The organism is Geothrix sp. PMB-07 (assembly GCF_030758935.1).
Lineage (GTDB): Bacteria > Acidobacteriota > Holophagae > Holophagales > Holophagaceae > Geothrix.
This window is the reverse complement of the sequence record NZ_CP132333.1, coordinates 1,641,282-1,656,495: the sequence shown is the minus strand read 5'-3', so window position 1 is coordinate 1,656,495 and position 15,214 is coordinate 1,641,282. Positions and strand designations below refer to the sequence as shown.

Genomic DNA, 15,214 nt, shown 5'->3' with positions numbered 1-15,214 from the left:
TTCTGATTCCGGGTCGCTGACCTCCGGTAGAATCATCGAATGCAGAAACTTGTCCAAGGCATCCACCACTTCCAGACGCAGATCTTCAGCTCCCACAAGGATCTCTTTGAGCGGCTGGACAAGGACCAGACGCCGGAAACCCTGTTCATCACCTGCTCGGATTCGCGCATCAGCCCGAACCTGATCACACAGACGCAGCCTGGCGAATTGTTCATCCTGCGCAACGTGGGCAACCTCATTCCGCCCTACGACAGCACGGGCGGCATGGCGGCGGGCATCGAATTCGCGGTTTCCAGCCTCCAGGTGAAGGACATCATCATCTGCGGCCACTCCAACTGCGGAGCCATGCGGGCCCTGCTCGAACCCGAACAGCTCAGCGAACTGCCCGCCACTAAGGCCTGGCTGGCCCACGCCCGCGCCACCGAGCGGATCATGTGGGAAAGCTACGGCCACCTGCAGGGCCATGAGCTGCTCCACGCCACGGTGGAGGAGAATGTCCTTGTGCAGCTGGACAACCTCCGCAGCCACCCGGCCGTGGCCAAGGCCGTGGCGAACGGCATGCTGCACCTCCACGCCTGGGTCTACAAGATCGAGACGGGTGAGGTCTTCGCCTTTGATCCGGCCCGGGGCCAGTACACCTCCGTCACGGGCACGGATGGACTGGCCCCCCTCACGGAGCAGCACCGCGCCACGGATCTGTCGATTTAAATCGACAGACGGTCCAGGCGTTCGGGCCGATCGCGCCAGCCCTCATCCACTTTCACGAAGAGTTCGAGCCGCACGGGGTGCTGCAACAGCTTGCGCAGCTCCCGCTGGGCGCTCTGACGGATGTCCTTGATCATCTCGCCGCCGCTGCCCAGGATGATCTTCCGGTGGCCATCGCGGTCCACAAGGATCTGCGCCGCGATGAGCACGCCCTCGGGGCCAAGATCCTCGGGGTAATCCTCGTGACCGGGTTCCAGCCACTGCTCGATGAGCACGGCCACGCCATGGGGCACTTCCTCGCGGGTCTTGCGGAGCACCTTCTCGCGAATGAATTCCGCAGCGAGCGAGCGCTCAGTCTGATCCGTGAAGACTTCCTCATCGTGCAGCCAACCGGGCTGGACCGCATCCCGCTCCAGGATGGTCCAGAGCGGATCCAGATTCAGGCCCATCTTCGCGCCGATGGGAACGATCTCCTGGAAGGGGAGCAGATCCTTGTAGGTGGCGATCTTCTCCAGCAGACGTCCCTTGGACAGCAGGTCGATCTTGTTCAACAGGAGGTAGGTGGGGCGTCCCAGCTTACGCAACCGCTTGGCCAAGGCGTGTTCGCCCGTACCCAGGTAGTCGTCGGCATCCACCACCCACAAGAGCATGTCCGCTTCCTCAAGGGCCTGCTCCACGTGAGCCATCATCCGCTCATTGAGGGCGTGCTTGGGCAGGTGGATGCCCGGCGTATCCAGGAAAGCCAGCTGCACATCGCCGCGATCCACCACACCCAGCACCCGCGTGCGGGTGGTCTGGGGAACCTGGCTGGTGGCCGCCAGCTTCTGCCCGAGAAGGGCGTTCAGCAGCGTGGACTTCCCGGCGTTGGGCAGGCCGATGATGGCGAGGGTGGCGTGGCGGCGCGTGGACTCAGCCACGATGCACGCCCCGCTTGGCTTCCCGGATAAATTTTAGGAGGTAGGCCACCTCGGCGATCTGGCCCAGCTCCTTTTCGACTTGGGCCATGGCTTCGTCGCGCAGGAGCCCCGCGTGGAAGAGCAGGCGGTGGGCCTTCTTCAGCCCCTCGATCACGTCGACGGAGAAGCCCTTCCGCTGCAAGCCGATGTTGTTCACCCCGTAGCTCTTGGTGTCCCGGGCGCCGACCGTCTTCATGAAGGGCAGCACGTCCTGGGTGGCCACGGTGAAGCCGCCCATGAATGCGTGGTCGCCCACCCGGCAGAACTGGTGGACGGCCGAGAAGGCCCCGATGTTGCAGCCATCGCCCACTTCCACGTGGCCCGCCAGAGTGGCGCAGTTGGCGAAGATGTTCTTGCTGCCCACATGGCAATCGTGGGCGACGTGGGAACCCGTCATCAGGAAGTTGTCATCGGCCAGGGTGGTCAAGCCGCCGCCGCCTTCGGTGCCCCGGTGGAGGGTGCAGCCTTCCCGGATCACGTTGCGGTGGCCCACCTGCAGGCGGGTGGGAGCACCCTTGAACTTGAGATCCTGCGGCCCCATGCCCAGGGTGGCATGCGGGTAGATGTCGTTGTCCTCGCCCAGTTCCGTATGGGGTCCGATGACCACGTGGCTCCGCAGCAGGGTGCGCGCCCCAATGACCGCGTTGCCCTCGATGACACAGAAGGGACCCACCACCACGCCCTCGCCCAGGCGGGCTTCCGGACTGACCACGCTGCTCGGATGAATCTGCGCGCCCATGGTCATTCTCCCTCTGCCAGGTCCATCAGCATGGACATGAATTCCGCTTCGGCGACCTTCTGGCCGCCCACGAAGGCCTCGCCCCGCATTTTGCAGATGCGGCCCTTGAACTGCACGACTTTCACTTCCATGACCAGCTGATCACCGGGCAGCACCGGCTTGCGGAACTTCACCGCGTCGATGCCCATGAAGTAGATGACCTTCCGGGCCCGGTCCTCGTACTCCTGCATGAGAAGGCAGCCGCCGGTCTGAGCCATGGCCTCCACGATGTAGACGCCCGGGAACACCGGCCGACTGGGGAAGTGACCCTGGAAGATCTCTTCGTTGAAGCTGATGTTCTTCAGGCCGCGAATCCATTCCTTGCGCTCGTAATCAAGGATCCGGTCCACCAGCAGAATGGGGTAGCGGTGGGGCAGCAGGTCCATGATTCCCTGCAGGTCGATGATGCGTGGCTCACGTTCAGACATGGACACTCCAATCCTCTAGCCTAACCCGTCCGGCTTCCATCCTCCAGCCTGGGGGGCCCAAGGTCGGCTCCGGGGCCAGCTCCGGGGGTCAGCCCCTGGGCACCGTCCGCTCGAAAACCTTGGCCTCGATGAACAGGTCCAGCAAGGGCCGGTCGATGGCCCCTTCCCGGGCCTCTTCCTCGAGGATGGACAAGCTGCGATCCAGGGGCACCGCCCCTTTGTAGGGCCGATCCCGGGCCGTGAGGGCATCGAACACATCGGCAATGGCCATGGCCCGGCTCTGCACGGGGATTTCCGGCTCCCCCAGTTGGCGGGGATAACCCTTCCCGCTCAGGCGCTCGTGGTGGGCATAGGCGATCTCGGGCACTCCAGCGAGATCCCGGGTCCAGGGGATGCGCTCCAGGAACCGGAAGGTATGAGTGACATGGCTTTCAATCTCGAGACGCTCGGCCTCCGACAGGCTGCCCTTGCGAATCCGCAGCCGGGCCACGTCCTCGGATTCCACCAGCCCCCGCCGTTCCCCCGACCAATGCGTGAAGGTCAGCTCCTCCAGCAGCCCCAGCCCTTCGGCCACACCCTGGGCCATCACCGTGGGTTCGTTGCTCTGGCGGATGAGCTGCATGAGGCGCTCGGTTTCGGCCTGGCGGTCCCCGATGACCTGGTCCCAGCGGGTCCGGTCGAAGGCTTCTCCCCCCTTCCAGGCTCCGGACAGCAGGTCCAAGGCCTGCTCCAGCTCCCGCTGGCGGAGCCGCTGCAGGATGATCTCCAGCTGGCTGGGTTCCAGCTTCTTGGCCTTCACCAGCACCTGCTCCCGTACGCCCACCTTGCCGAAATCATGCAACAGGCTGGCATAGCGGATCTCCCGCAGCTGCCGGTCCGTGAACAGCAGCTCGCCGTAAACACCGTTGGGCGTGGCGTTGACCGCTTCGGCCAGGCCCACGGTCAGGTCGGCCACCCGGCCGGAGTGACCGCTGGTGACGGGATCGCGTGCCTCGATGGCCGTCACCGAAGCCGCCACAAAACCCTCAAAGAGCTGTTCGATCTCCTCCCGCAGCTGGGCGTTCCGCACGGCCACCGCCGCCTGCCCCGCCAGGCTCTGAGCTAGGCGTTCGTCCTCGGCGGAGAAGGTCCCGATGCCACCGGCATCCTCCTCCACCCGGTTCAGCAGTTGCAGGATGCCCAACACCTCGCCTTCGGTGTCCTGCATGGGCACCACCAACACCGAGGTGGTGCGGTAGCCCGCCTGCCGGTCGAAACTGTCATTGAAGGTGAATGGCGAATCCGCCGGGATGCGGTAGACATCCTCGATGTTCAGGCACTGTCCCGTGAGCGCGACAAATCCCGCCAGGGTGCGCAGGGAGACGGGCATGGTCACCCGGTGGAAGGGCAGCTTCACCTTGGCGTTCTGGGTGTGGGCGAACAGCATCTCCCGCTTCGGGGCTTCGCCGCTCAGCAGGTAGATGGAGCCCGCCTCGGCCTGGAGCAGCTCCCGCGCCTGAGTGAGGATGAGATCCATGAGGCGATCGAGGTTCTGCTCCGATGCCAGCGCCCGGCCCACCTCGTGCAGCCGCTCCATGGAGCGGCGGTCTTTGAATCGTTCCCAGCCAGCCTTCACCAGGGCCAGGGCCGCATCGGCCCCGGGCCAGGTGGCGCAGGAGGCGAACTGCCCCTCCCCGTCCAGGCCCAACACCACGTCCGCCGGCCCATCCACTGCCGGGGCATCCTGGAAGACCAGGGCACGCCGCATCTCCCCGGCAACCCGGTCCAGGACGGTGTTACGGTGCTCTGGGGGGATGGCGACAGTGAATCGCAAGCGGGAATCAGGCTCCAGGAATCCGAACGTGAAGGGAAGGCCAGCTTATCGGAATTCCCCGGCCCCGGCTGAAAGCTGGAAGGGGCCCATCGAACGGCTGGCCTGGGGAGGCAAGGGGGTGGCCCATGCCGAGGATGGTCGTCTCCTGCTCCTGGAAGCCCCTTTGGCCCTGTTCCCCGGTGAGGTGGTGGAGGCCACCGTCATCTGGAAGGCCCGCCATGGCGAGGGCCGCGTGTCGCGCTGGATCACCCGCGACCCCAAGCGCGCCCAGGCCGCCTGCCCCGTGGCCGAAACCTGCGGCGGCTGCGACCTCTGGGAGGCGGGCCGTCACGCCGCCGACCTCAAACAGCAGATGGTCACCGACCTGCTCCGTCGTCAGCTGGGTGAAGATGTCCCCTGGACCTGGCACCCCGCGCCGGACTCGGCCCGTCGCCACCGCATCCAGCTGCACTGGGATGGAGCGGCCCTGGGTTATTTCCGCCGCCACAGCCACGCCCTGGTGCCCATTTCCACCTGCCCTGCCGCAACGGATCCCCTGTCTGCGGCCATCCCGCGCCTCCAGGCCGCCATGGAAGGCCGGGTGCTGCCGGGCCGACGCGGGCGCTGGGAGCTGTCCACGGACAGCCCGGCCAACACGGTCTGGGCCACCGACGAGCGCGGGCGCACCTGGATGCTGGAGCCCGATGGCTGGCACCGCAGCGACGAACCCATTCGGCATCGCCTTGGAGAAGCCGCCCTCCGCCACGAGCCCGGGGCCTTCTTCCAGGTGAGCCCGCCCTGGGCCGCCGAAGCCTTCGGCGGTCTGCTGAACACCTGGGATGTGAAGGGCGCCACTCTGTTCGATCTCTACGGCGGCGTGGGCCTGTTTTCCGTCCTGCTGGGCGAGCGCTTTCAGCACCGCATCCTGGTGGAATCCGGCGAGGCGGCCGTGGCCTGGGCCCGCAAGAATCTGGAAGCCGCCGGACTGGCTTCGGAATGCCTGGTGGCCGACGTGGCCGCCTGGGTGCCCGAGGGGCTTGGCCAGGCCGCGGATGTCATCCTGCTCGATCCACCCCGGGCCGGTCTGGAACCCGCCCTCTGCGACCGCCTTCTCACGGCCGGTGCAGGCACGCTGGTGCTGGTGGGCTGCGATGGCGCCGCCTTCTGCCGCGATCTGAAACGCCTCGCGCCCGCTTGGTCTCTGGACCAGCTGGCGGTGCTCGACCTCTTCCCCCTCACCACCCACGTGGAATGCGTGGCCCTGATGACCAAGCGCCCATGACCGCCCTGGGGCATCACCTGCTGGCCGAGTTCACCGGCTGCGACGCAACCGCCCTGGCGGATCTCCAGCTCGTCACGGACGCCATGCTCCGTGCCGCCGAGGCCTCCGGCGCCAGGGTGGTGACCCACAGCTTCCACCACTTCAGCCCCTACGGCGTCAGTGGCGCCGTGATCATCGCCGAAAGCCACCTGGCCATCCACACCTGGCCCGAGCATCGCTTCGCGGCGGTGGATTTCTTCACCTGTGGCCAGGTGGACATGGAGCGGGGTCTGGCCATGCTGAAGCAGGCCCTGGGCGCCGAAGGGGAAACCCGCCTGGCTTTGGAACGGGGCCCCTTGAAACCCATCACTGTTTGAGCGCACCCTCCAGCCTCAACAGGTGCTCCTTGCGGGCCAAGCCGCCGGCATAGCCCGTGAGCGTGCCGTTGGCGCCGATCACGCGGTGGCAGGGCACCAGGATCGAGACCGGATTGGCCCCATTGGCGCGACCCACGGCCCGGCTCAGGTTGCGATCCCCCAGGTCCGCGGCCAGTTGCCCGTAGCTGCGGATCTCACCAAAGGGGATGCGCTGCAGCGCCGCCCAGACCCGCTGCTCGAAGGGGCTGCCATGGAGGCGGAAGGGCACCTCGAAGACCCTGCGCTGCCCGGCACCATAGGCCTCCAGCTGCTCGCGCAGTCGCTCCAACGCCACGGCATCAGGCCGCGAGACCGGGCCCAGGCGAGCCACCTTGGCCATCAGGGCCTCTCGGAATTCGTGATCGGCGAAGCCCAGGTAGATGACCGCGCCTTCGGCATCAAAGGCCGCCTGGATGGGGCCGAGAGACGTATCGAGGGTATGGAGTCCGCTCATGCGGGGGTTCCTTTCAGGCTGGCCCAGAGGTGGAAGGTGGCCAGGCTGCGGTGGGGCGCGAAAGGCGTCATCAGGCGCAAGGTTTCCAAAGCGTCGGGGCGAGTTTCGAGGTGGAACCAGCGTTGCAGTGCAAGTGTGAGGCCCGCGTCGCCCACGGGCACGCAGTCCCGAAAGCCCAGGCCCCGCATCAGCACGTACTGGGCAGTCCAGGGACCGCAGCCCCGCAGGGATTCCAGGGCTTTGGCGGCGCCCGTGGCCGTGGCCAAGTCCTCCAGCCGCAGCCGGCCACTGGCCACCTCTCCCGCCGCGTGGAGCAGATACTCGGCCTTGCGCCGGGAGAAGCGCAGGGCCTGGAGTTCCTCCACCTTCAGGGCCGCCAGGTGGTTGGCGTCGGGATGGGCGATGAGGCCTTCCGCCGCTGGGATCCCAGCCAGACGGATGAGGTCGCGGCGCATGGCATAGGCGAAGGCCAGGTTCACCTGCTGGCCCAGAATGGCCCACACCAGGGCCTCGAAGGGATCCAGCGTGAACAGCACCCGCAACCCCTCGCGCCCGTGCGCCAGTTGGGGGTGGGCTGCCTCGAAGGCGGCGGGATCGCCGGTCCAGCCCAGCAACCGCAGGGTCGCCCCATGCGCCTTGGCCATGGCCGCGGCGCCGGTGGCCCCGGTCAAGGTCACCTCGATATCGGACTCGCCAAAGGCGAGACGGAGCACGGCGGGCCGCCCTTCAAACAGGAAGGCTTTGCGGAGCACCCGACCCTCCACCCGCTCGGAAACGCTCAGGGGATCGCGTCCATGGAAGGCCAGCACATCCTCCACCCGCAGCCTTTCGGGCCTGGGCAGCACGAAGCGATCCGCGCCAAGCATGGATCGATAGGCCCCGGGGCTCAGGCCCGTCTGGCGGCGGAAGGCCTCGTGGAACCCCGAGGCGCTTTCATAGCCACAAGCAAAGGCCAGATCCGACAGCCCTGTCGCTCCTGCCGCCAGGAGGACGCAGGCCCTCTGGATGCGCACCCGCTGGAGAAAGGCCGCTGGTTGGAAGTGGACGTGGTCGCGGAACAGATCCTTCAGCTTCGTGACGCCCACACCCACGCCCTCCGCCAGGGCCTCCACCTCGGGAAAGGCGGCGGGATCGGCCGCTGCCTGCGCCAGCGTGGTTTCCAGGCGGGCCAGATCGGCATCCTCGCCCCGGTAGAAGGCATCCGGCTTGCACCGCTTGCAGGGCCTGAGCCCCGCTGCCTGGGCCGCCGCCTCGTCCTCGAAGAAGCGGACGTTGACGGCCAGGGGCTTGCGCGCGGTGCAGGAAGGCAGGCAGTAGATCCCGGTGGTGAGAACGCCCGTCAGAACCCGGCCGTTGAAGGACGCGTCCTTCGCCAGGATCCGCTCGTAGAGGTGCTCATCCGACCAGCGCATGACCCCATGCTAAGAGCCTGGGTGGGCGATGTCCTCCGAAGGCCGCCGCTGGAATTTTCTTACCACCCTGGCTCTGGAATAACAGGACCGCAGAGGGCACAGAGAGCCGCAGAAGACACAGAAAAGGGCCTGAATCCAGCCTTTCCCTCTGTGCCCTCTGCGGAATTTCCGCGTCCTCTGGGTTCCGGTGGTTACTCCCACTCCAGCGGCAGCCGCGGCTGAGGCGGCGCTTTGGGCAGCACGCCTTCCAGGCGGAGCAGGAATTCCTTCATGTCCAGCCCCCCGCCGTAGCCCACGAGGGAACCATCGGAGCCGATGACGCGGTGACAGGGAATGAGGATGGAAATGGGGTTGGCCCCATTGGCCCGGGCCGCGGCGCGGATGCAGTGCTCGTCGCCCAGACGGCGTGCCAGCTCCAGGTACGAGATGGCCTGGCCATAGGGGATCTTCTGGAGCTCCTTCCAGACCCGGCGCTGGAACTCCGTGCCTTCGGCCTCGAAGGGGATGTTGAAATTCCTCAAATTCCCCGAAAAATAAGCCTCCAACTGCCGCTTCAGATAGGGCAGGCTCTTGGGCACCGGGCCCGCCGCGAGCGGAGGCTTGGCCCCATGGAAGCGGATGAGCTGAACCAGTTTCCCCTCTGAATTGAACTCCGCACCCAGATCTCCCGTGGGCGTTTCGATCAGATGGAAGACTCCTGGCATGCCCATCAGCATGTCAGAATCCCGAGCTTTTTAAATGGGTGCAGAAGCACCCATTCACGGGTTCCGCCAGCCCAGGCCTGATTCCAGATCCCGCAGGGCCCTGGGCAGGGGCCCGTCCCCGGGCAGGATCACGCGGTGGGAGGGGATCAGCAGCGTGATGGGGTTGGCCACGCAGGCCATGACGATCAAATCTTCGTCCAGGCCCAGCCAGGCCGCCAGGTCCGCGGGTTGGCGCGTCTGGCCGTAGGGAATGGTGCGCACCGTGTCCCAGACCAGCAACTCGTTGGGCCTTCCCTGCGGATCCAGGGGCACCGTGAAGGTGCGGAGGGTGCCGCGGAGATAGGCCTCCACCTGCCGGTCCAAAAACCGTTTGGCCTCCCGTTGCTCGCGCGGCGGCAGGGGGCTGGTCTGGCGCGGATCGAAGGCGGCCAGCACCAATTCCAACAGCCTGCCCCGGCCGTCGAAGGCGGCGCGCATGAGCCCCATGGGGGTGTTCAGCTCGTAGTGCCAGAGGAGCATGAGGGAATCATCGCATGGACTCGCATAGACTGGTGCCATGGTCGCCTCACCCTTCCGCCTGTCCATCATCGACTACCTGAATGCCGCCCCCCTGAACCATGGTTTCAAGCACGGGCTGGGCTGGGAGCATTTCCACCTGAAATTCCATTACCCGTCCGCCTGCGCGGACCGCCTGCGCGACGGCGAGGTGGATGCGGGCATCGTGAGCTCCATCGAGTATCTGCGCATTCCCAACCTGCGGATCGTGCCGGGGCTCTGCATTGCCTCGCCCAAGCGGGTGCGCAGCGTGGTCATCCTCTCCAAGGTGCCCCCGGAGCAGATCCGCAGCCTGGCCCTGGACACCTCCAGCCGCACCAGCGTCGTGCTGGCCCAGCTGCTGCTGCGGGAACGCTACGGTGTCACGCCGTCGGTGGTGGACATGGGCCCGGACCTGCCCGCCATGCTGGAAGCCAACGACGCAGCCCTGATGATCGGCGATGCAGCCATGCGCGCACCCAGGCAGGGGCTGTTCGTGCTGGACCTGGCTGAGGAGTGGCATGCCTGGACGGGGCTACCCTTCGTCTTCGCCCTTTGGCTCGTGCGCCAGGATGCCCCCGAGCTGCCCGTTCCCGGCGGCGTGGCCCCCTTCTTCCACAAGAGCCTGGAGATTGGCTTGGCTCAGCTGCCCGTCATCGTGGAGGAGGCCCGGCGCACCATCGGCTGGACCAAGATCGAACTGCAGGAATACCTCACGGAGAACATCAGCTACACGCTCGGCGAGGCCGAGCGGGAAAGCCTGGCACTGTTCTTCGAGAAAGCCGTGCGCCACGGTTTCGCCCCCGAAGAAAAACCCCTGCGGTTTCTGTGACCTTTTTAACACCCCCATCTCTGACACCCTGAACCCTCACCAGGACGGCCCATGACTGACCTTTCGCCCCTCTTCCACGCCCACGCTGCCGAACGTCAGCGCACCACAGCCGAGGCCCTGGCTAGGACCAGCTTCGACGCTCTGGTGATCTCCAGCGGGAAGGTCTACACCCACTTCGCCGACGATCAGGACGCTCCCTTCCATCCCACGCCCCACTTCGCCCACTGGTGCCCCCTGACCGGACCCCACCACGTGCTGGTGGTGCGGCCAGGCCAGCGCCCCCGGCTGATCCGCTTTGCCCCCGAGGATTTCTGGTACGAACAGGCCCCCCTGGGCCAGCCCTTCTGGGCCTCGGAATTCGACATTGAAGAAGTGGGCACCGTCGAAGACGTTTGGAAACGGCTGGGCACCCTCCAGAAAGCCGCCTACATCGGCAACGAAACGGATCGCGCCCAGGCCGCCGGTCTCGAGGTGAACCCAGCCTTGCTGACCGCCCATCTGGATTGGAACCGCACCACCAAATCCGCCTATGAGGTGCACTGCATCGAAGCTGCCACGGTCATCGCGGCCCGGGGCCACGAAGCTGCCAGGGCCGCCTTCCTGGCCGGGGGCAGCGAACTGGACATCCATCACGCCTACATTCAGGCTGCAGGCATCGTGGATCACGAGATGCCCTACGGCAGCATCGTGGCCCTCAACGAAAAGGGCGCCATCCTCCACTACGAAGGCAAGCGGAAGGAACGGAACGGCGCGGTGCTGCTCATCGACGCAGGTGCCCAGGTGCATGGCTACGCCTCGGACATCACCCGCACCGTGGCGGCGCCCCATTGCGACAGTCGGTTCGCGGCCCTCATCAAGGGCATGGAGACCATCGAACTGAAGCTCTGTGATCTGGTGAAACCCGGGATGCCCTACGGCGAACTCCATCACCAGGGCCACCTGCTCATTGCCGGGCTATTGCAGGAGAGCGGCATCCTGAAAGCGGCCCCTGAGGAAGCCGTCGACAAGGGGCTCACACGCCCCTTCTTCCCCCACGGCCTGGGGCATCACCTGGGCATCCAGGTGCATGACGTCGCTGGCCGGCAGGGATCACCCGAAAGCACGCCCGCACCGCCGCCGCCCCAGCACCCCACCCTGCGCACCACGCGCAACATCGATGTGAACCAGGTGTTCACAGTGGAACCGGGCCTCTACTTCATCCCCATGCTGCTTCGCCCATTCCGTGGAAACGAACATCAAGCAGCCTTCAATTGGTCCCTGATCGATGAGTTGACCCCTTGCGGCGGCATCCGCATTGAGGACAATCTGCTGGTGACTCGCACCGGACATCGCAATCTCACGAGGCCGCACCTGCCCCGCTGAGCCTTCCGCACCAAAAGCCCCCAGCAACCGCACCACTTCCAAGGAGCAAGCATGTCTGAGGCTTTCGACGTCAAACGTGAGCACCGCATCACCCGGGACGAGGCTGCCACGCTCGTCCAAGCCCATCAGTCCGCCGCCAAGGCCGCGCTGAAGGCCGGCGCCCAGGCCCCCCTCCATCACGCGTCCGCCTTCAATCGGAGCGCCTTCGAGCACCTGCTGGCGCAGCCGGGAGCAGCGGGCATCCGCATCTACCACGCGAAGCACAAGGATGGTTCGCCCACCATGGTTATGGTCGCGGTGGATAACGCTGGCAAGGATTTGGATTCTGCACAATCTGTGTTTATCCAGAACGGTCACGAGTGCCCGCCCTTCTGCGGTGGATCGATCCTCGTTTCCTGAACCCGACCGCGAAGTGATTCACTTTAAGGTCTGGCGATTCCTCGTCGTCTACGTCCTCAATCCGACGCTGCTGGTTCCCGTTGCCGCCTATCTGTGGAGTCGGTATCGGGGCACTTATGCGAAACCGATAGGCCTGCCTGGAGCCGTACCCAGGGAATTTCTGGAAGCCTCCTTCGGGGTGCTTGGGACGGGACTTGCATTTGCAGGTATCCCGAACGTAGGACTCTTACACCTCACCCGGCCGCTGACTTTTGTCGCCACCCTTCTGGTGGTACTGCAGATCCCCGCGATGTCCAGGCTACGACGAAACTGGTACCTGGTCGCCATGGGCTTGGGCCTGCTCGCCGCCGCCATGGGTTACGCCTTGGATACCCCCGCCTACCGCAATTCGGTGTTCACCACGGTTCAAAGCCTGATCTACCTGATCGTTTCCAGCATTGAATTACGCTGGATTCTGATGATCGAGGATGATGTCCCCGTAGCGGCCCGGCCTGAATTCTGGTTTTTCTCTGCGCTGCTGGTTTTCGCTTCCGGCTCCTTGCTGTTCAATGCCACCTCCAATTACTTCCTGCGCACACTGACCCATGACCTGCTGCCCATTCCTTGGGTGGCTGTGAATGTTGTCTATGTGATGTATTACTTCCTTATGGCCAAAGTGTTCCTGTGTCCGAAACCCACCTCGTCCTGATCTTCGTACTCGCCACCCTCGGCGGCGTGATGATGGCCTGGCTTACGCTCTTCAGCGTGGTCACGGCCAAATCCCGCATCATCCGTGAACAGAAACGGGCTCTCGAAGCCGAGCAGCGGCTGCGCAGGGCCCAGGAATCGTTCACAGACAACGCGCACCATGAGCTGCGGACACCTTTGCAGATCCTGGCCAGCCACCTGCAACTGCTGCAGGACATGGATCCGAGGCCGGAGCAGGAGCAGATCCTTCGGCTGGCCCAAACCACGGCCACGCAACTCGGTCGCCTGGTGCAGGGCCTGCTCGACCTTTCCAGCCTGGCCCACGGCACCCTTCCCACCCGCACCGCCCTGACGGATCTCGGGCCTCACCTCACTTGGCTGGCCCGGGCTTCCGCGGCCAAAGCCGCTGAGAAGGGGCTTGATCTGAGCACCGCCTTTGACCCCCTCCCAAAGCCGCTGCACTGCGATGCCTCAAGGCTGTGCCAGGCCCTCGATGCACTGCTGGACAACGCCATCGGCTTCACGGACCGCGGCACCATCGGTTTCACCTTGAAGGCCCGTCCAGAAGGATCCGACTGGTTCCTGCGGTTCGAGATCACGGACCAGGGTCCCGGCATCGCTCTGGATTGGGAGCGTCTGCTCCGTCCCTTCGAACAGGAGGAGCAGGGCTTCCGGCGCCGCCGGGGCGGCCTGGGCATCGGGCTTCCTCTGGCCGCAGGCATCCTAGACCTGCTCGGCGGCCGCATGGGACTCGAATCGATCACCGGCGGCACCCGGGCCTGGGTGGAGATCCGCCTCCCAGAGGGCGATCCTAGAGTTTGAAACTGCCAGCCAAGGCGCGCAGGCCCTCGGCCACCTGGGCGAGATCCTCGGAGGTCTTGGCGATCTCCTGGACGGTGGCGGCCAGTTCGTGCGTGGCCGTGGCGTTCTGGGCAAGTCCCTGGCTGGTCTGATCCATCATCTGCGTGACTTCCGCACTGGTGCCCGCCTGCCCTTGAGCGAAGGTGCCGATCTGGGACACCCGGCTGGCCACCTGCTGGATGCGTTCCCGGATGGCTTCGAGGCTCTGCATGGTGCCCTGCACGCTCTCGACGCCGCCTTCGACGGCGTCCTGGGCGTGTTGGATGAGTTCCTCGATCTCCTTGGCCGAGGTGCGGCTGCGCTCTGCCAACTTCCGCACTTCTTCGGCGACCACCGCGAACCCCTTGCCCATGGACCCGGCCTTGGCGGCCTCGATGGCCGCATTGAGGCTCAGCAGATTCGTCTGTCGGGCAATTTCCTGGATGACCCGAACCGCTTGAACGATCTGGGCCGTGGCACCCTGGATTTCCCCCATGCCGTTCACGGCGGCCTGCCCGGCCTCCGCACTTCGCAACGTTTCCGCCACCGCAGCCTGGCCCTCCTGGCCACCTTCCTGGCTGTGCTGCACCACCATCCGTGACTCCTGGGAAAGCCCTGCCATGGCCTGAGCCACGCGCTCACCCGCCTGTTTCAGCTCTTCGCTGACCTGGGCGATCTCATCCACGGCCCGGGTCATCTGCTCCGAGCTGGCCGCCAGCTCGGTGCTGCCCGAAGCCACCCGTGCCGCAAAACCGGACACCTCCAGGATGCGGCTCCGCAATCCGGCGTTGTAGAGGTTGAAGGCCCTTGCCGCGGCGCCGATCTCATCCTGGCTGTCGATGCGAATCTCCCGCGTGAGATCGCTGTTCTGCAGGCCATCCACCAGGTCCGCCAGGGGGCGTGTCATGCGTCGCGCGCCGCTTCGCACCACGAAGAACAGCAAGCCGGATAGAAGCAGCAGCCCACCCAGGATGGACCAGGTGTACCGACGGACCTCGGCCTGCAAATCATCGATGTAGACGCCGGTGCCGATGTTCCAGCCCCAGGGTTCGTAACGTCTCACGTAGTTCAGCTTGGGGAACACACCTTCCACGCCGGGCTTCCCGAACCAGAGCTTGAGGTAGCCGCCCTCAGGTTGGCCTCCCAGGCGGTTCAACTCCACGTAGATGCGCGTGCCCTGCTTGTCGGTGAAATCATCCACCAGCTTCCCAGCCATTTCGGGACGGATGGGCACCGTGACGATGCGAGGCTCAGGGGTGAACACGTAAAAGTAGTTGCCCCCAGCGTATCGAGTGGACTGGATGACCGCCAAGGCCCGTTTCTGGGCCTCTTCCCGGGTGATGGTGCCCGCCGCGGCCTGCGCCTCCTGGGAGGCGAGAAGCCCCAAGGCGGTGTCTGTCAGGTTGCGGATCTCATCCTTGCGGGCTCTGAGAAACCCATCTTCCACGGCCGGCACCAACACCAGCCAGGACACCAGGAACACCATGCCCAGGGGGCCGAGCCCCACCAGAAGAATCTTCCCCGCCAGGGAGCGGGGGGTCCATCGATCCAGCCATGTCGACATGAAGCCTCGTTAGAAAAGGTCACTCCCCATCCATCGGAGCACGGGCCCTCCTTCTCAATTTCCCCCATCACCCATGCCAAACACCTCGCC

General features: G+C 65.5%; 17 protein-coding genes. 8 read left to right on the top strand and 9 right to left on the bottom strand.

The features are described from left to right. Positions 1 to 39: 39 nt before the first annotated feature. Positions 40 to 708 carry a carbonic anhydrase gene (locus Q9293_RS07330; protein ID WP_306251534.1) on the top strand — a complete coding sequence of 223 codons (669 nt, stop codon included), beginning with the start codon at positions 40 to 42 and terminating at the stop codon, positions 706 to 708. Here Q9293_RS07330 and era read toward each other — a convergent pair. From era to Q9293_RS07310, 4 genes are all read right to left on the bottom strand, one after another. Next, positions 705 to 1,622, bottom strand: a complete 918-nt coding sequence (gene era / locus Q9293_RS07325; RefSeq protein WP_306251532.1) for a GTPase Era — start codon at positions 1,620 to 1,622, stop codon at positions 705 to 707. The two genes, Q9293_RS07330 and era, sit on opposite strands and share 4 nt — an antisense overlap. Beyond that, positions 1,615 to 2,400, bottom strand: a complete 786-nt coding sequence (gene lpxA, locus Q9293_RS07320) for an acyl-ACP--UDP-N-acetylglucosamine O-acyltransferase (RefSeq protein ID WP_306251530.1) — start codon at positions 2,398 to 2,400, stop codon at positions 1,615 to 1,617. The genes era and lpxA overlap by 8 nt, the downstream gene beginning before the upstream one ends. A gap of 2 nt (positions 2,401 to 2,402) precedes the next feature. Beyond that, positions 2,403 to 2,867: a 3-hydroxyacyl-ACP dehydratase FabZ gene (gene fabZ / locus Q9293_RS07315; RefSeq protein ID WP_306251528.1), complete on the bottom strand. Its 465-nt coding sequence runs from the start codon at positions 2,865 to 2,867 to the stop codon at positions 2,403 to 2,405. Between the two features lie 88 nt (positions 2,868 to 2,955). Further along, positions 2,956 to 4,680 (bottom strand): HD domain-containing phosphohydrolase, encoded by a 1,725-nt coding sequence (locus Q9293_RS07310; RefSeq protein WP_306251526.1) that lies wholly within the window; start codon positions 4,678 to 4,680, stop codon positions 2,956 to 2,958. Positions 4,681 to 4,708: 28 nt separating this feature from the next. On the opposite strand from Q9293_RS07310, the gene Q9293_RS07305 reads away from it, so the two are divergent. Further along, positions 4,709 to 5,941 carry a class I SAM-dependent RNA methyltransferase gene (locus tag Q9293_RS07305; RefSeq protein WP_306251524.1) on the top strand — a complete coding sequence of 411 codons (1,233 nt, stop codon included), beginning with the start codon at positions 4,709 to 4,711 and terminating at the stop codon, positions 5,939 to 5,941. Beyond that, positions 5,938 to 6,297 carry an adenosylmethionine decarboxylase gene (gene speD / locus Q9293_RS07300; RefSeq protein ID WP_306251522.1) on the top strand — a complete coding sequence of 120 codons (360 nt, stop codon included), beginning with the start codon at positions 5,938 to 5,940 and terminating at the stop codon, positions 6,295 to 6,297. Before Q9293_RS07305 ends, speD begins: the two co-directional genes overlap by 4 nt. Here the strand turns inward: speD and Q9293_RS07295 are convergent. The 4 genes from Q9293_RS07295 to Q9293_RS07280 all read right to left on the bottom strand — a co-directional run bounded on the left by Q9293_RS07295 (position 6,287) and on the right by Q9293_RS07280 (position 9,464). Continuing rightward, positions 6,287 to 6,790, bottom strand: a complete 504-nt coding sequence (locus Q9293_RS07295) for a methylated-DNA--[protein]-cysteine S-methyltransferase (RefSeq protein WP_306251520.1) — start codon at positions 6,788 to 6,790, stop codon at positions 6,287 to 6,289. The genes speD and Q9293_RS07295 overlap by 11 nt on opposite strands. Then, positions 6,787 to 8,202, bottom strand: a complete 1,416-nt coding sequence (locus Q9293_RS07290; protein ID WP_306251518.1) for a DNA-3-methyladenine glycosylase 2 — start codon at positions 8,200 to 8,202, stop codon at positions 6,787 to 6,789. Before Q9293_RS07290 ends, Q9293_RS07295 begins: the two co-directional genes overlap by 4 nt. Positions 8,203 to 8,393: 191 nt before the next feature. Then, positions 8,394 to 8,918, bottom strand: coding sequence for a methylated-DNA--[protein]-cysteine S-methyltransferase (locus Q9293_RS07285; RefSeq protein WP_306251516.1), 525 nt, complete (start codon positions 8,916 to 8,918; stop codon positions 8,394 to 8,396). Between the two features lie 42 nt (positions 8,919 to 8,960). Then, positions 8,961 to 9,464, bottom strand: a complete 504-nt coding sequence (locus tag Q9293_RS07280; protein WP_306251513.1) for a methylated-DNA--[protein]-cysteine S-methyltransferase — start codon at positions 9,462 to 9,464, stop codon at positions 8,961 to 8,963. Between Q9293_RS07280 and Q9293_RS07275 the strand changes: the two genes are divergently transcribed. From Q9293_RS07275 to Q9293_RS07255, 5 genes are read left to right on the top strand one after another with little or no spacing between them, the layout of a single operon-like run. Further along, a complete protein-coding gene (locus tag Q9293_RS07275) occupies positions 9,463 to 10,272 on the top strand; it encodes a menaquinone biosynthetic enzyme MqnA/MqnD family protein (RefSeq protein ID WP_306251511.1) in 810 nt (269 codons plus the stop codon). The two genes, Q9293_RS07280 and Q9293_RS07275, sit on opposite strands and share 2 nt — an antisense overlap. Before the next feature lie 51 nt (positions 10,273 to 10,323). Beyond that, positions 10,324 to 11,634 carry a Xaa-Pro dipeptidase gene (pepQ, locus tag Q9293_RS07270; RefSeq protein WP_306251509.1) on the top strand — a complete coding sequence of 437 codons (1,311 nt, stop codon included), beginning with the start codon at positions 10,324 to 10,326 and terminating at the stop codon, positions 11,632 to 11,634. Between the two features lie 51 nt (positions 11,635 to 11,685). Continuing rightward, a complete protein-coding gene (locus tag Q9293_RS07265) occupies positions 11,686 to 12,033 on the top strand; it encodes a hypothetical protein (RefSeq protein WP_306251507.1) in 348 nt (115 codons plus the stop codon). Between the two features lie 13 nt (positions 12,034 to 12,046). Beyond that, entirely contained in the window at positions 12,047 to 12,721 is a 675-nt protein-coding gene (locus tag Q9293_RS07260) for a hypothetical protein (RefSeq protein WP_306251505.1), read from the top strand. Next, positions 12,697 to 13,542: a HAMP domain-containing sensor histidine kinase gene (locus Q9293_RS07255; protein WP_306251503.1), complete on the top strand. Its 846-nt coding sequence runs from the start codon at positions 12,697 to 12,699 to the stop codon at positions 13,540 to 13,542. The genes Q9293_RS07260 and Q9293_RS07255 overlap by 25 nt, the downstream gene beginning before the upstream one ends. On the opposite strand, the gene Q9293_RS07250 is transcribed toward Q9293_RS07255, so the two are convergent. Beyond that, positions 13,532 to 15,124, bottom strand: coding sequence for a methyl-accepting chemotaxis protein (locus tag Q9293_RS07250; protein ID WP_306251501.1), 1,593 nt, complete (start codon positions 15,122 to 15,124; stop codon positions 13,532 to 13,534). The genes Q9293_RS07255 and Q9293_RS07250 overlap by 11 nt on opposite strands. Between the last annotated feature and the right edge of the window lie 90 nt (positions 15,125 to 15,214).

What these genes read in the sequence shown, in the direction of transcription:
- Q9293_RS07330 (WP_306251534.1), top strand. Translation starts at nt 40, where the DNA reads ATGCAGAAACTTGTCCAAGGCATCCACCACTTCCAGACGCAGATCTTC.
- lpxA (WP_306251530.1), bottom strand. Translation starts at nt 2,400, where the DNA reads ATGGGCGCGCAGATTCATCCGAGCAGCGTGGTCAGTCCGGAAGCCCGC.
- fabZ (WP_306251528.1), bottom strand. Translation starts at nt 2,867, where the DNA reads ATGTCTGAACGTGAGCCACGCATCATCGACCTGCAGGGAATCATGGAC.
- speD (WP_306251522.1), top strand. Translation starts at nt 5,938, where the DNA reads ATGACCGCCCTGGGGCATCACCTGCTGGCCGAGTTCACCGGCTGCGAC.
- Q9293_RS07295 (WP_306251520.1), bottom strand. Translation starts at nt 6,790, where the DNA reads ATGAGCGGACTCCATACCCTCGATACGTCTCTCGGCCCCATCCAGGCG.
- Q9293_RS07290 (WP_306251518.1), bottom strand. Translation starts at nt 8,202, where the DNA reads ATGCGCTGGTCGGATGAGCACCTCTACGAGCGGATCCTGGCGAAGGAC.
- Q9293_RS07285 (WP_306251516.1), bottom strand. Translation starts at nt 8,918, where the DNA reads ATGCTGATGGGCATGCCAGGAGTCTTCCATCTGATCGAAACGCCCACG.
- Q9293_RS07275 (WP_306251511.1), top strand. Translation starts at nt 9,463, where the DNA reads ATGGTCGCCTCACCCTTCCGCCTGTCCATCATCGACTACCTGAATGCC.
- Q9293_RS07280 (WP_306251513.1), bottom strand. Translation starts at nt 9,464, where the DNA reads ATGGCACCAGTCTATGCGAGTCCATGCGATGATTCCCTCATGCTCCTC.
- pepQ (WP_306251509.1), top strand. Translation starts at nt 10,324, where the DNA reads ATGACTGACCTTTCGCCCCTCTTCCACGCCCACGCTGCCGAACGTCAG.
- Q9293_RS07265 (WP_306251507.1), top strand. Translation starts at nt 11,686, where the DNA reads ATGTCTGAGGCTTTCGACGTCAAACGTGAGCACCGCATCACCCGGGAC.
- Q9293_RS07250 (WP_306251501.1), bottom strand. Translation starts at nt 15,124, where the DNA reads ATGTCGACATGGCTGGATCGATGGACCCCCCGCTCCCTGGCGGGGAAG.